This window comes from Polaromonas sp. AER18D-145, assembly GCF_002379095.1.
Lineage (GTDB): Bacteria > Pseudomonadota > Gammaproteobacteria > Burkholderiales > Burkholderiaceae_C > Polaromonas.
In genome coordinates, this window is sequence record NZ_NBZV01000002.1 from 131,828 (window position 1) to 144,849 (window position 13,022).

A 13,022-nucleotide genomic window follows, 5' to 3' on the forward strand; every position below is an offset into this window, starting at 1 on the left:
GGTGTCTGGTCAGCCGAAACGGCCGGTGATGTAGTCTTCGGTTTCCTTGCGCTTGGGTTTGAAGAAGAGGTCTTCGGTCGCACCAAACTCGATCAGGTCGCCCAGGTACATGTAGGCCGTGTAGTCACTGCAGCGGGCCGCCTGCTGCATGTTGTGTGTCACGATGACGACCGTGTAGTCTTCCTTCAGTTCGGCAATCAGCTCTTCGATCTTGGCGGTCGACAGCGGATCAAGCGCCGAGCAGGGTTCGTCGAGCAACAGTACTTCCGGCTTGATCGCTATGCCGCGCGCGATACACAGGCGCTGTTGCTGGCCGCCCGACAGGCTGGCGCCGTTCTGGTTGAGTTTGTCCTTGACCTCATTCCACAGCGCGGCCTTGCCCAGCGCCCATTCGACGCGCTCGTCCATGTCGCTGGCGTTCAGGCTTTCGAACAGCTTCACACCATAGGCAATGTTGTCGTAAATGGACATGGGAAACGGCGTGGGTTTCTGGAACACCATGCCGATGCGCGCACGGATCAGCGAGACGTCTTCCTTGGACGTGATCATGTTCTCGCCGCCCATCATGACCTGGCCCTCGGCGCGCTGGTCGGGGTAAAGCTCATACATGCGGTTGAAGGTCCGCAACAGGGTGGATTTCCCGCAGCCCGAGGGGCCGATGAAAGCCGTGACCTTCTTTTCCGGAATGTCCAGGTTGACGTTCTTGATCGCGTGGAACTTGCCGTAGTAAAAATTCAGGTCGCGCACCGACATCTTGACCGTTTCATTGCGCGCCAGGGGAGTTGTTTGCATCTCGCTTCTTCCTCAATTCTTGTTTCTGAAAAGCACGCGTGCCAGGATGTTCAGCGCCAGCACACCCAGCGTGATCAGCAGCACGCCGGCCCAGGCCAGCTTCTGCCAGTTCTCGAACGGGCTCATGGCGAACTTGAATATCGTCACAGGCAGGCTGGCCATCGGCTGGCTCAGGTCGCTCGTCCAGAACTGGTTGGAAAGCGCGGTGAAGAGCAGCGGCGCGGTTTCACCGGCCACGCGAGCCACTGCCAGCAGCACACCGGTCACGACACCGGCCTGCGCGGCCCGCAGCGTGATGCCCATGATCACCTTCCACTTCGGGCTGCCCAGGGCATAGGCGGCTTCCCGCAGCGCGTTTGGAACCAGCTTGAGCATGTTGTCCGTGGTCCGAATGACCACGGGAATGATCAGCAGCGCCAGGGCAACCACACCGGCCCAACCTGAAAAGCTTTTGACCTGGGCAACAATCAAGGCATAAACAAACAGGCCGACAACGATGGACGGAGCCGACAGCAGGATGTCGTTCACAAAACCGGTCAGCTTGCCCAGGCGCGTGTGGGCGCCATATTCGGCGAGATAGATGCCGGCCAGCACGCCGATCGGCGTGCCCAGCGCGGTCGCCAGCAACACCATGGTGAGCGAGCCGAAGATGGCGTTGGCCAGCCCGCCGGTTTCAGCATTGGGCGGCGGCGTCATTTCGGTGAACAGGGCGATGCTGAGCCCCCCCAGACCGAGGCGGAAGGTTTCGAAAAGAATCCACATCAGCCAGAAAAGGCCAAAGGCCATGGCCCCCAGCGAGAGCGTGATGGCGACGATGTTCACCGTCTTGCGGTGGCGAAACTTGGCCAGCCGGGCCTGCTGGGCGGGGTTTGTTCCTGCGCTGCTCATGTTCGGACTCCCTCGCCCTTTTGCAGGCGTGACAGCAGCAGCTTGGACAGACTCAGGACCACGAAGGTAATGAAGAACAGGACCAGGCCCAGGTAAATCAGCGCGGCCTGGTGCAGACCTTCACTGGCTTCCGCAAACTCGTTAGCCAGTGCGGAGGTGATGCTGTTGGCCGCCTGAAACAGGGACAGGGAATCGAGCTGGTTGAAATTGCCGATCACAAAAGTCACCGCCATGGTTTCGCCAAGCGCCCGACCCAGACCAAGCATGATGCCGCCGATCACGCCGGCCTTGGTATAGGGCAACACAATCCTGAAAACAACTTCCCAGGTGGTGGCGCCCAGCGCATACGCCGACTCCTTGAGCATGGGCGGGGTGACCTCAAACACATCACGCATGACCGAAGCAATGAACGGGATGATCATGATGGCCAGAATGATGCCTGCGGCCAGAATGCCAATGCCGACAGGCGGACCGGAGAACAGCGCGCCCAGATAAGGCACATCGCCAAAAGCGGCCTGCAAAGGCGCCTGAACATAGGTGGCAAGGATGGGGCCAAAGACCAGCAGGCCCCACATGCCATAAACGATGGAGGGCACGGCCGCCAACAGTTCGATGGCCACGCCCAGCGGCCGCCTGAGCCAGCGCGGTGACAGCTCGGTCAGAAACAATGCAATTCCAAAACTCACTGGCACGGCAATCAGCAGCGCGACAAACGAGGTCATCAGCGTGCCGTAGATCATTACCAGGCCGCCGTATTTGTTCTGGACCGGGTCCCATTCAGAGGTCCACAGGAAACTCAGGCCGTATTCCCTGATGGCCGGCCAGGCGCCCACGACGAGTGCCAGGATGATGGCTGCCAGAAGCAACAAGGTGACCACAGCCGCCAGCCGCGCCATCCATTCAAAGACCAGATCGGCAGTCCGGCTTGATCGGCGCTTGGTTGGGGAAGGGGGAACTGACATGGTCGTTTCTCTGCTGCTGTATGAACTTGCAGGAAGTGTAGCTGCCACGGCAGACTCCTAAACAGATATGAAAAAAGGCGAAGCGACGCCCGTCGCTTCGCCCACTCCGAAGCGTACTTACTTGACCGCAACGGCCTTTCCGGAACCATCGGTGATCTTGCCCCAGGACTGGCGAATGACTGCCTTCACCGAGTCGGGCATCGGAACGTAGTCAAGGTCATCGGCCATCTTGTCACCGCTGCCGTAGGCCCAGTCGAAAAACTTCAGCGTCTGGGTGGCCTGGGCCGGCTTGTCCTGCTTGGCGTGCATCAGGATGAATGTCGCGCCGGTGATGGGCCAGGAGTCCTTGCCTGGCTGCTCGGTCAGGATCTGGTAGAACGACTTGCTCCATGCGGCTCCTGCGGCGGCCGCCTTGAACGCCGTGTCGCTGGGCTGGACATAGCTGCCAGCTGCATTGCGCATCGCCACGTGGGTTTGCTTGTTCTGCTTGGCATAGGCGTACTCGACATAACCGATCGAATTGGGCAGACGCTGCACAAAAGCGGAGACGCCCTCGTTGCCTTTGCCGCCGGCACCGGTGGGCCAGTTCACCGCGGTACCCTCACCCACTTTGGCTTTCCACTCGGGGTTCACCTTGGACAGGTAGTTGGTGAAGATGAAGCTGGTGCCGGAACCGTCGGCACGACGGACCACGGCAATCGCGGCGTCCGGCAACGGCACGCCGGGATTCAAGGCGGTGACGGCAGCATCATTCCACTTGGTGATCTTTCCGAGGTAGATATCGCCCAGCACGGCGCCCGTCAGCTTGATCTGGCCGGCGGCGACACCCTTGATATTGACAACGGGAACGACACCACCGATCACGGTCGGAAACTGCAGCAGGCCGTCTTTGGCCAATTCAGCATCGGTCAGCGGCGCATCGGAAGCACCGAAGTCAACGGTTTTGCCGCGGATCTGGCGAAGGCCGGCACCGGAGCCCACGGATTGGTAGTTGATCCGCACGCCGGTCGCCTTGTTGTAGGCGTCTGCCCACTTGGCATAAATCGGCGCAGGGAAGGAGGCGCCGGCGCCGGTGACGTCCTGGGCACTTGCCACGGAGGCAAAAGAAAGAGCGGTCAGGGCCAGCACGCTGGCGACGGTCGCCTTGAAATTCAGATTCATTCGTACACCTCTTGAGTTGATGAAAGATGTAAGGACTGTAGGAGGCTTGTGTGACAGCTGTATGACAACCCCCATTCATCCGGCCGAGCCTGGCCGCCCAAACCCACGGGAGCCCCGGACGGTGCGGAGAGGTCACGGAATTGTCACGAAACATCCCTACCATCACACTTGTTTTCTAACCAGGAGTAACACTATGTTTCATCGCCGTCTGATTTTGATCGCCGCTGCAGCCGCCATGGTGGCCGGTTGCGCAACCCGGTCCGCGCCCGTGCCAGTGGCTGACACCATCGCAGCTACGCCATCACTGAGCACGCTCAACGGCCTGATCGCCAAATCGGGGCTGACCTCCACCCTGAACGGCACCGGCCCCTTCACGGTGTTTGCCCCCACCAACGAAGCGTTCAAGGCCGTGCCTGCCAAAACCATGGACGCCCTTGCAAAAGACCCGGCCATGCTCCGGAATGTGCTGACCTACCACGTCCTTGCCGGAAAAGTGATGAGCGGTGACGTCAAGAACGGTTCCGTCAAAACCGTCAACGGCGCCAGCGTGGCACTGGCCAAGGCCGGCGAGTTCGTGACCGTTGAAGAATCCATGGTGCAGACCGCCAATATCGTTGCCAGCAACGGCGTGATCCACACCGTGGACCGCGTGATGATTCCCCCCGTCAAAAAATAAACCATGTCCTGATCCGGCGGCGGCTGTCGCCGGACCTCCTGCTTTATTCCGATATTTTCGGTCTGCGCCCCCATCCAGCGGGCGTGAGCCGCTACTCATTCAATAGCATTTCAAACCAGACGGTGACGCCACCAGGCTACGCCGTGGAGAAAAAAAACATGCATTACGACTCAAAGCTCCGGCGTCGCCAGATTTTACAGGGCATCGCCCTCTTGGCGGCGCAGGTCGCTGTGCCTGCTCTGGCCCAGCCCGGCAAGTCAGCGGGCAGCGCCCGCACCCTCAGCGTGGCGCAGGTGGTTGACTACTCGCTGGCTCAGCAGGATGTCTCCAAGGATTTCCTGATCGGATCGCGGGCGGCCTGGCAGGACATCAACGCCCGCGGTGGTCTGCGCGGCAAAACCGTGCGGCATCTGACGCTGGAAACCGACGGCACGGCCGCCAGCGTGCGCGCGGCGCTGGACAAAATCAAGGACGATCCCTCCTGCGTCGTGCTCTCCGGCACCGTCGGCGACCAGGTGGCCAGTCAGCTTGTCGCACAGCTGTCGCAAGACAAGCTGGCCATCGCCCATGCCGCCCCCTGGCTGCAAAACTCCAGCCTCGCCATCGACGACCAGACCTTCCCGATTTTCGCGGCCCGCCAGCAGCAAATCGCCCACGCACTGAAGAATTTGTCGTCGATGGGCCTGAAGGATCTCGGCGCCGTGTATGCCTCCGATCAGGACCAAACGGTTTATCGCGCTGACGTCGAACGCATCGCCAGCAGCATGGGGCTCAAGCTGCAGTCCTTTCGCGGTTCGGGTGACTTGGGCGTTCTGGGCCAAAAACTCACGCCGACCACCCCGGCCGTCCTGCTGTTTCTGGGCGGTACCCCCGAGCTGGCCCAGTTCACGCAGGGCCTCGGCAAACAGGCCCGCCAGCGCTATATTGTGGCGTTGGCCGATGTGAACATCCAGATCATGATGCAAATGGGCGGTGCAAAAACCACGCCAGTCATCGCCACCCAGGTGGTGCCCCTGGTCAACGCCAGCCTGCCGGTGGTGCGTACCTATCGGGAAACGCTGGGCCGCCTGTTCGACGAGCCGCCGGTGCCGCTCAGCCTGGCGGGGTTCATCGCGGCCCGTTATACCCACGATGTTTTAAGCAGCGTCAATGGCCCGCTGACGCGCCAGACCGCACTGGCCGAGTTCCAGCGGCGCGCCGATGTCGATGTGGGCGGTTTCCGCATCAGCTATGACGCCCAGCGCCGCAGCGCAACCTATGTCACGCAAAGCATGACCACGGCGGACGGCCGTCTGGTCGGCTAGGAGCGCCACCGCCGATGCGGGTGCCACGCGAGTGCTATGCTGAGCCTCCTCTCAGACGCTCACACATGCAAAATGGAACCCGCCTGGCTGCCGTGGACCTTGGGTCCAACAGTTATCGCCTCGAAATAGGCCGTCTCGATCACGGCCAGATCCACCGTACCGAATACCTCAAGGAAACCGTGCGCCAGGGCAACGGCCTGGATGAGGAGCGCAACCTCACGCCGGACGCCATGCAGCGCGGCTGGGACTGCCTTGCGCGGTTTGGCGAGCGCCTCGCCGGCTTCAGGAAGGGGGAGGTGCGCGCCGTCGCCACCCAGACCCTGCGCGAAGCCCGCAACCGCGACGTTTTTCTGCAGCGCGCCCACAAGGTGCTGGGCTTTCCCATCGACGTGATCTCGGGACGCGAGGAAGCCCGCCTGATCTACCAGGGTGTGGCGCACCTGCTGCCCCAGTCCGGTGAACGCCGCCTGGTCGTGGACATCGGGGGCCGGTCCACCGAAATGATCCTGGGCAAGGGTCTGGACGCAGTGACCATGGAATCCTACCGTGTCGGCAGCGTGGGCTGGTCCATGAAGTATTTCCCCGATGGCCAGTTCACTGCGCGGGCCTTCCAGGCGGCCGAGGTGGCGGCCAAGGCGGTTCTGGACGAAGCCATCAACCTTTACCGCGGCGGCTGGGACGTGGCCTACGGCTCGTCGGGCACCGTGGGCGCTGTCAGCGACGTGCTGGTGGCGGCGGGCTGGCCTCCGGGCCTGGTCACACGCGAAGGGCTGGACTGGCTGCTGGACCGGCTGCTCAAGGCCCAAAGCGCAGAACGCCTCAAGCTCGAGGGCATGAAGGACGACCGGCGTGCCGTGATTGGCGGCGGCGTCAGCGTGCTGCGCGCCGTGTTCGAGTTGATGGGTATTGACCAGATGCAGACCGCCCAGGGCGCCCTGCGCCATGGCGTGCTGTATGACCTGCTGGACCGCGAGGAAGAAACCACCGACCTGCGCTCGACCACCGTGCAGCGACTGACGCGAAAATTTGAAGTTGACACGGCGCAGGCCGAGCGCGTCAGCAAGGTCGCCCGCGCCCTCTTCGCGCAGGCCAGCACCGGCCTGTCGGCGGCCGAACTGGGGCGTGTCCAGCGCAAGCTCGATTGGGCCGCCCTGCTGCATGAAATCGGCAGCCATATCTCGCACAGCGACTACCACAAGCACGGCGCCTACATCCTGGACAACGCCGATGCACCCGGTTTTACCCTGCAGGAACTGCACCGCCTGAGCCTGCTGGTGCTGGGCCACCGCGGCAAGCTGCGCAAGCTGGAAGCCGATTTCGACGACGAGGTTTTCGTGCTGCAGCTGCTCTGCCTGCGGCTGGCGGTGATTCTCTGCCATGCGCGCCGCGAGCCCGACGCCAGGGGCATGCAGATCGCCAGCGCAGGCCAACGCCAGTTTTCGCTGCTCTGCCGACCGGGCTGGGCCGAAGCCTTTCCCCAGTCAGCGCACTTGTTGCGCGAAGAGGTCCTGGCCTGGCAGAAAACGCCGTGGACAGTGGCGCTGGCGGGCGTCTGGTGATTTTTTCGTCATTCATGACACCACACCGTTCAAGCTGAGCCGCCCGTCCTGAGCCCGGTCGAAGGGGTCGAAGCCTGTGCTGCGCTTGACGAAGGGCCCTTCGACAGACTCAGGGCGAACGGAGGTTGGCCTGTCATGCTTTACGGGGTCTCTTGAGAATTGTCGCGGACTGGTACTTCGCCGGTTTAACCGGTTCAAAGAAGTTCCGGCGATTGCACCGTGACCAGCACGGTCTGCAACCCCCCTTCGCGTTCACGCGTGCGCAGCCACCAGAGCGCCCCCTTCTTCACGGCGCAATCGCTTTCCTGCAGGCCCAGCAACTGGGCAATGGTTTGCCCCAGCGTCGGCTGATGGCCGATCACCAAAATTGGCAGCTTGTTGACCGGCCATTGCACCAGTTCGAGAAGCTGCGACGGCGGCGCGTCGGGCCCCAGTTCCGCACGGATCTTGTACTTGCGCCCCAGCGCCAGCGCCGTCTGCTCGCAGCGGCGCGCCGGACTCACCAGAATACGCGCCCGTTCCGGCAACTGCCGGTCCAGCCAGCCGGCCATGCGGGCTGCCTGCTTCTCGCCTCTGGGCGTCAGTGAACGTTCGAGGTCGTTCCCGCTCTGCGCGTCGGCAGGCGACTCTTCAGCCTCTGCATGACGCCACAGGATCAGGTCCATCGCTAGGCTGCCAACACGGCGCCGCCAGCCGAGTAGCGGGCCATCAGCGCGGCCTGCGCCCCGTTCTGCTCACCCTGAGGCGACGCACCGGCCCGCAGGTAACTTCCATCGGGCTGCAGGTCCCAGGCGTCCTGGCTGTCATGCAGGTAGGCGACCAGGCACTCGTCAATGATGCGCTGGCGCAGCACGGGATCGGTCACCGACCAGACCAGCTCGACGCGCCGCAGCATGTTGCGGTTCATCCAGTCGGCGCTGGACAGGTACAGGGTTTCCTCCCCGTCACAGCGGAAATAGAACACGCGTGAATGCTCCAGGAAGCGGCCGATGATGGAACGCACGCGGATGTTGTCCGTCACTCCCGGAACGCCGGCAGGCAGCATGCAGGCGCCGCGCACCACCAGGTCAATTTTCACGCCGCGCTGCCCTGCCTTGACCAGGGCCAGCATCAGGCTCTCGTCGGTCAGGGCGTTCATCTTGGCCACCAGGCGCGTGTCCTTGCCGAGCGCAGCGGCTTCCGCCAGGGCATCGATTTTCTCGATCAGCTTGCGGTGCAGCTGAAACGGCGCCACCAGCAGGCGCTGCAGCCGGGGCAATTTACTCTGGCTGGCCAGATGCCCGAAGACGCTGTCGATCTCCGCGGTCAGTTCCGGGTCGCCGGTCAGGTAACTCACATCGGTGTACAGGCGCGCGGTGGTCGGGTTGTAGTTGCCGGTGGAAAGATGGGCGTAACGCACCAGTTGCCGACCTTCACGCCGTGTCACCAGCAGCATCTTGGCGTGGGTCTTGAGCCCGACCACGCCATAGACCACCTGCGCCCCGATCGACTCCAGCATCTCGGCCCAGTTGATGTTGGCTTCCTCGTCAAAGCGCGCCTTGAGCTCGAGCACCACCGTAACTTCCTTGCCGCGACGCACCGCCTCGCGCAGCAGGACCATGAGTTCGGAGTCGGGCCCGGTGCGGTAAATGGTCTGCCGGATGGCCAGCACCTGCGGGTCGTTCACCGCCTCGCGCAGGAAATCGAGCACACCGTTGAAACTCTCGAAAGGCTGGTGGATGGACACGTCGCCCTGCTTGAGCCGCTCGAAAAACGACTGCCCCGGCACCAGCTGCGTCGGGTAACAGGCCTTGTAGGGCGGAAAAAGCAGCTTCGGGTCATTGACCAGGTCCACCAGCTGGGTCAGGCGCACCAGGTTGACCGGGCCATGCACCCGGTACAAGGCTTCTGCAGGCAGGCTGAACTGGCCCAGCAGAAAGTCCGACAGGTGTTTGGAGCAGCCGGCCGACACCTCCAGGCGCACCGCCTGCCCGTAATGACGCTGCTCCAGGCCCAGACGCAGCGCGGTGCGCAGGTTTTTCACGTCGTCCTCATCCACCGCCAGGTCGGAATGACGCGTCACGCGAAACTGCGAAAACTCCCCGACTTGGCGGCCCGGAAACAGGTCGGCCAGGTGCGCCCGGATGATGCTCGACAGCGAGACAAACAGCAGCTTCTTCTGCGAGCCCTTGTCGGGCATGTGGATCAGGCGCGGCAATACCCGCGGCACCTTGACGATCGCAATGTCGTTCTCGCGGCCGAAGGCATCCCGCCCGCCGAGCCGGACAATGAAATTCAGTGACTTGTTGGCCACCTGGGGAAACGGGTGCGAAGGGTCCAGCCCGACCGGAATCAACAGCGGCCGAACCTCACGCTCGAAGTAGGCCTTGACCCAGCGGCGCTGCGCCGCACTGCGGTCGCCGTGGGAAACAATCCGTATGCCCTGCTTCGCGAACTCGGGCATCAATTCGTCGTTGTACAGCGCGTACTGGCGCGCCACCATGTCGTGGGCGGCGGCAGACAGTGCCTTGAAAGACTCGGTCGAGTAAGGGGCCTTCTGTTCCTGATTGAGCGCAGCCGTCAGATGCAGCGCAGCGCGCACTTCGAAAAACTCGTCCAGGTTGGACGAAACAATGCACAGGAAGCGCAGCCGCTCCAGCAGCGGCACGTCGGGCCGCCTGGCCCAGTCCAGCACCCGCTCGTTGAACGCCAGGATGCTGTGATCCCGGTCCAGGAACTGGACCGCTGCAGCCGCGGCAGATGCGCTCGCAGCCGGGGGCGAATTGGCAGAATTTTGAAACATTCGGTCCGAGCTGGTAATTGTCATGAATCTGACTTGTCAGTGTGCGCGGATTTGATGACAGAAGCGTGACAACATCATGACAAATGTTTCAGGCTGCGGCTTGCGCCGTCACCTGGGGACTGGCGACCTGGCCACGTACCGGCACCAGATACCCTTCGAACAGCTGGGCGGCATGCGCCCAGCTGAAGTCCAGCGAACGGATACGGGCTTCATGGCGCGGCACCGCCATCGCGCTGTAACAGGCGCGCTTCAGGTCCTCATCCAGCACACCGCCCTGGCGGCTGCCGTCTGGCTTGCCCAGCACCTCCAGCGGGCCGTCGACCGGGTAGGCCGCGACCGGCGTGCCGCTGGCCATGGCTTCCAGCATCACCAGGCCGAAGGTTTCCGACCGGCTGGGGAAAACAAACACATCGGCGGCGGCGTACACCCGGGCCAGTTCGTCCCGCGGCAGCACACCGAGCCAGCGCACCTGCGGATAACGCTCCTTGAGGGATGCCTCCAGCGGCCCGACGCCGCAGACCACCTTGCTCCCCGGAATGTCCAGGGCCAGGAAGGCCTCGATGTTTTTCTCATACGACACGCGGCCGACAAACAGCGACACCGGCCGCACCAAGGTGCCCATGCGGGGGTAAAGCCGCGCCTCGGGATGAAACGGGAACAAGGCGGTGTCCACCCCATGCGTCCAGCTGCGCAGCTGGCGAAAACCGCGCTGCTGCAGCATGCGCAACACGCCGTGGGTGGGAACCATGACCCCGGAGGAGGCCTTGTGAAAATGACGGAACAGCGCATACCCCCAGGACAGCGGTATTTTCAGCGCGGCATGGAGGATTTCCGGAAACTTGGTGTGGAAAGCGGTGGTGAAACGCTGACCCCGCTTCAGGCAGTAGCTGCGCGCCGCCCAGCCGAGCGGGCCTTCGGTGGCGATGTGGATGGCTTCGGGTGCAAACGCATCGAGCCGGGCGGTCAGCAAGGCTTTCGGACGCACGGCCAGGTCGATGCCGGCATAACCCGGGCAGGGCCGCGTCCTGAACAGGCCAGGATGGATGACTTCCACCGTGTGCCCCAGGACCTGCAGTTCACGCACCAGCTCCACCAGCGTGGTGACCACGCCGTTGACCTGCGGCTGCCAGGCGTCGGTAACCAGGGCAATCTTCATGCGGCCACCGTGCCCGCCACATGGCCGCGGCCCTGCGTTTCGTGGGCAGGCGCCCAGTGCAGCAGCTCCAGCTTGCCGTCGTAGTGTTCCACCAGCGCGGTGCGGCTTTCGACCCAGTCGCCGTCGTTGCAATACAGAACGCCGTTGATGTCGCGCATCTCGGCGCGGTGGATGTGGCCACAAACCACCCCCTGGTGGCCGCGCCGGCGCGCCTCGTTGGCCACCGCAACTTCAAAGTCGGTGACGTAGTTCAACGCGCTCTTGACCTTGTGTTTGAGGTAGGCCGAGAGCGACCAGTACGGCAGGCCCATGCGCGCGCGCAGGCTGTTGAGGTGGCGGTTGAGCTTGAGCGTGAATTCATAGAGGTTGTCGCCCACATAGGCCAGCCAGCGGGCGCACTGCACGACAGCGTCGAAATAGTCGCCGTGGACGATCCACAGGCGGCGGCCATCGGCCGTGACGTGGACCGCTTCTTCCATGACCTCGATGCCGCCGAACTGGTGGCCGATAAATTCACGCGCAAACTCATCGTGGTTGCCGGGCACGTAGACAATCCGGCAGCCCTTGCGTGCGCGCCGCAGCAGCTTTTGCACCACGTCGTTGTGCGACTGCGGCCAGTACCATTTGCGCCGCAGTTGCCAGCCGTCCACGATGTCGCCCACCAGGTAGAGGTAGTCGCTGGGGTGTGCCCGCAGGAAGTCCAGCAGCGCCGCGGCCTGGCAGCCGGGCGTGCCCAGGTGCAGGTCGGAGATGAAGATGCTGCGGTAGCGCTTGCGCAGCCCGGCGTCGTCATGCGCATCCTCCTCACCCGGTGGGAGACCCGGGTTGAGCGAGCCGAGCTTGTCGAACAGCGTGCGCATCAGTTCCCCCGCGCGGAAAAATGCTTGCGATACCGCGGCGGCAGGTCGGCAATGCGCATCATCATGGGCAGGTCGGCCGAATTGAAGTCAGGGTCCCAGGCCGGTGCGCCCAGCACCCTGGCGCCCAGGCGCAGGTAACCCTTGATCAGCGCGGGCGGCTCGACGTCCAGCGAGTCGTCGAGCTGCTCGACCGGCAGGGCCAGGCGCGGCGTCACGTGGTATTCGATGGCTGCGAGGTGGCTTTGCCGCACCTGGCGCCAGATGCTGGCCGCGGCATGCCCGCTGCCGTATTCCGGATGGCCGCTGTGCTGCATCGGAATGCTGGCGCAGCCAATCATGGTGTCGAGCTGGTTGCGCGCCATGAACTCGGCCAGAGCGCCCCACAAGGCCAGGATCACACCGCCGTGGCGATGCTCGGCATGCACACAGCTGCGCCCCAGCTCGACCATGCGTTCGCGCAGAGCGCGCAGGCGCGTCAGGTCAAACTCGGTGTCGCTGTAGGTGCTGCCCACGCGTTTGGCCTGGGTCGGCGTGAGCACGCGGTAAGTGCCTATGACTTCCTGGCTGGCTTCGTCGCGCACCAGCAGGTGTTCGCAGAAATCGTCGAACAGGTCGATGTCGTGGCCCGGCACCGTGCTTGGCAGCGTCGCCCCCATCTCCAGCGCGAAGACCTGGTACCTCAGCCGCTGCGCCTGCCGGACCTCGTCCTGGTGCCTGGCCCAGCCTACCTGGATTTTCCCCGGCGCAGCCCCTTGAACAGCGACCGGATCGGCAGCATGAGAGCTTTGATGAAGTGACCCCCGTGGCATTGCGACTGGCGACAATGCAAAGGTGGGATTGGGCAGTTCTTTCATGGTGGACTCCTGGTTGTCTTCCGAAAAT

Annotated in this window: 12 protein-coding genes; 3 read left to right on the forward strand and 9 right to left on the reverse strand. The window is 63.3% G+C overall.

Annotated features, from left to right (window positions below):
- Window positions 1-9: 9 nt before the first annotated feature.
- From pstB to pstS, 4 genes are all read right to left on the reverse strand, one after another.
- Window positions 10-792, reverse strand: coding sequence for a phosphate ABC transporter ATP-binding protein PstB (pstB, locus tag B7G52_RS02130; RefSeq protein ID WP_096662702.1), 783 nt, complete (start codon window positions 790-792; stop codon window positions 10-12).
- A 12-nt stretch (window positions 793-804) separates the two neighbouring features.
- Complete coding sequence (gene pstA / locus B7G52_RS02135; RefSeq protein WP_096695874.1) at window positions 805-1,680, reverse strand: phosphate ABC transporter permease PstA; 876 nt, start codon at window positions 1,678-1,680, stop codon at window positions 805-807.
- On the reverse strand, window positions 1,677-2,642 hold the full coding sequence (pstC, locus tag B7G52_RS02140) for a phosphate ABC transporter permease PstC (protein ID WP_096695875.1): 966 nt from the start codon (window positions 2,640-2,642) through the stop codon (window positions 1,677-1,679). Before pstC ends, pstA begins: the two co-directional genes overlap by 4 nt.
- Window positions 2,643-2,759: 117 nt before the next feature.
- Window positions 2,760-3,803 carry a phosphate ABC transporter substrate-binding protein PstS gene (gene pstS / locus B7G52_RS02145; RefSeq protein ID WP_096695877.1) on the reverse strand — a complete coding sequence of 348 codons (1,044 nt, stop codon included), beginning with the start codon at window positions 3,801-3,803 and terminating at the stop codon, window positions 2,760-2,762.
- 193 nt (window positions 3,804-3,996) lie between these two features.
- On the opposite strand from pstS, the gene B7G52_RS02150 reads away from it, so the two are divergent.
- From B7G52_RS02150 to ppx, 3 genes are all read left to right on the forward strand, one after another.
- Window positions 3,997-4,479, forward strand: a complete 483-nt coding sequence (locus B7G52_RS02150; RefSeq protein ID WP_096695879.1) for a fasciclin domain-containing protein — start codon at window positions 3,997-3,999, stop codon at window positions 4,477-4,479.
- Window positions 4,480-4,637: 158 nt separating this feature from the next.
- Window positions 4,638-5,783: an ABC transporter substrate-binding protein gene (locus B7G52_RS02155; RefSeq protein WP_096696062.1), complete on the forward strand. Its 1,146-nt coding sequence runs from the start codon at window positions 4,638-4,640 to the stop codon at window positions 5,781-5,783.
- A 65-nt stretch (window positions 5,784-5,848) separates the two neighbouring features.
- The gene (gene ppx, locus B7G52_RS02160; RefSeq protein WP_096695881.1) at window positions 5,849-7,342 is read left to right on the forward strand and encodes an exopolyphosphatase; all 1,494 of its coding nucleotides are present in this window, start codon (window positions 5,849-5,851) and stop codon (window positions 7,340-7,342) included.
- Between the two features lie 194 nt (window positions 7,343-7,536).
- Here ppx and B7G52_RS02165 read toward each other — a convergent pair whose 3' ends face one another.
- The 5 genes from B7G52_RS02165 to B7G52_RS02185 form a co-directional block, all read right to left on the reverse strand.
- Window positions 7,537-8,007: a histidine phosphatase family protein gene (locus tag B7G52_RS02165; protein WP_096695883.1), complete on the reverse strand. Its 471-nt coding sequence runs from the start codon at window positions 8,005-8,007 to the stop codon at window positions 7,537-7,539.
- 2 nt (window positions 8,008-8,009) lie between these two features.
- Complete coding sequence (gene ppk1, locus B7G52_RS02170) at window positions 8,010-10,124, reverse strand: polyphosphate kinase 1 (protein ID WP_096695885.1); 2,115 nt, start codon at window positions 10,122-10,124, stop codon at window positions 8,010-8,012.
- An 88-nt stretch (window positions 10,125-10,212) separates the two neighbouring features.
- Window positions 10,213-11,280, reverse strand: coding sequence for a glycosyltransferase family 1 protein (locus tag B7G52_RS02175; RefSeq protein ID WP_096695887.1), 1,068 nt, complete (start codon window positions 11,278-11,280; stop codon window positions 10,213-10,215).
- A complete protein-coding gene (locus B7G52_RS02180; protein ID WP_096695889.1) occupies window positions 11,277-12,140 on the reverse strand; it encodes a UDP-2,3-diacylglucosamine diphosphatase in 864 nt (287 codons plus the stop codon). The genes B7G52_RS02175 and B7G52_RS02180 overlap by 4 nt, the downstream gene beginning before the upstream one ends.
- Window positions 12,140-12,994: a GNAT family N-acetyltransferase gene (locus tag B7G52_RS02185; protein WP_096696064.1), complete on the reverse strand. Its 855-nt coding sequence runs from the start codon at window positions 12,992-12,994 to the stop codon at window positions 12,140-12,142. Before B7G52_RS02185 ends, B7G52_RS02180 begins: the two co-directional genes overlap by 1 nt.
- Window positions 12,995-13,022 lie beyond the last annotated feature (28 nt).

Bases quoted from the DNA above. Each gene is read 5' to 3' on its own strand.
- pstB (WP_096662702.1), bottom strand. From the start codon at position 792: ATGCAAACAACTCCCCTGGCGCGCAATGAAACGGTCAAGATGTCGGTG.
- pstA (WP_096695874.1), bottom strand. From the start codon at position 1,680: ATGAGCAGCGCAGGAACAAACCCCGCCCAGCAGGCCCGGCTGGCCAAG.
- pstC (WP_096695875.1), bottom strand. From the start codon at position 2,642: ATGTCAGTTCCCCCTTCCCCAACCAAGCGCCGATCAAGCCGGACTGCC.
- pstS (WP_096695877.1), bottom strand. From the start codon at position 3,803: ATGAATCTGAATTTCAAGGCGACCGTCGCCAGCGTGCTGGCCCTGACC.
- B7G52_RS02150 (WP_096695879.1), top strand. From the start codon at position 3,997: ATGTTTCATCGCCGTCTGATTTTGATCGCCGCTGCAGCCGCCATGGTG.
- B7G52_RS02155 (WP_096696062.1), top strand. From the start codon at position 4,638: ATGCATTACGACTCAAAGCTCCGGCGTCGCCAGATTTTACAGGGCATC.
- ppx (WP_096695881.1), top strand. From the start codon at position 5,849: ATGCAAAATGGAACCCGCCTGGCTGCCGTGGACCTTGGGTCCAACAGT.
- B7G52_RS02165 (WP_096695883.1), bottom strand. From the start codon at position 8,007: ATGGACCTGATCCTGTGGCGTCATGCAGAGGCTGAAGAGTCGCCTGCC.
- ppk1 (WP_096695885.1), bottom strand. From the start codon at position 10,124: ATGTTTCAAAATTCTGCCAATTCGCCCCCGGCTGCGAGCGCATCTGCC.
- B7G52_RS02175 (WP_096695887.1), bottom strand. From the start codon at position 11,280: ATGAAGATTGCCCTGGTTACCGACGCCTGGCAGCCGCAGGTCAACGGC.
- B7G52_RS02180 (WP_096695889.1), bottom strand. From the start codon at position 12,140: ATGCGCACGCTGTTCGACAAGCTCGGCTCGCTCAACCCGGGTCTCCCA.
- B7G52_RS02185 (WP_096696064.1), bottom strand. From the start codon at position 12,994: ATGAAAGAACTGCCCAATCCCACCTTTGCATTGTCGCCAGTCGCAATG.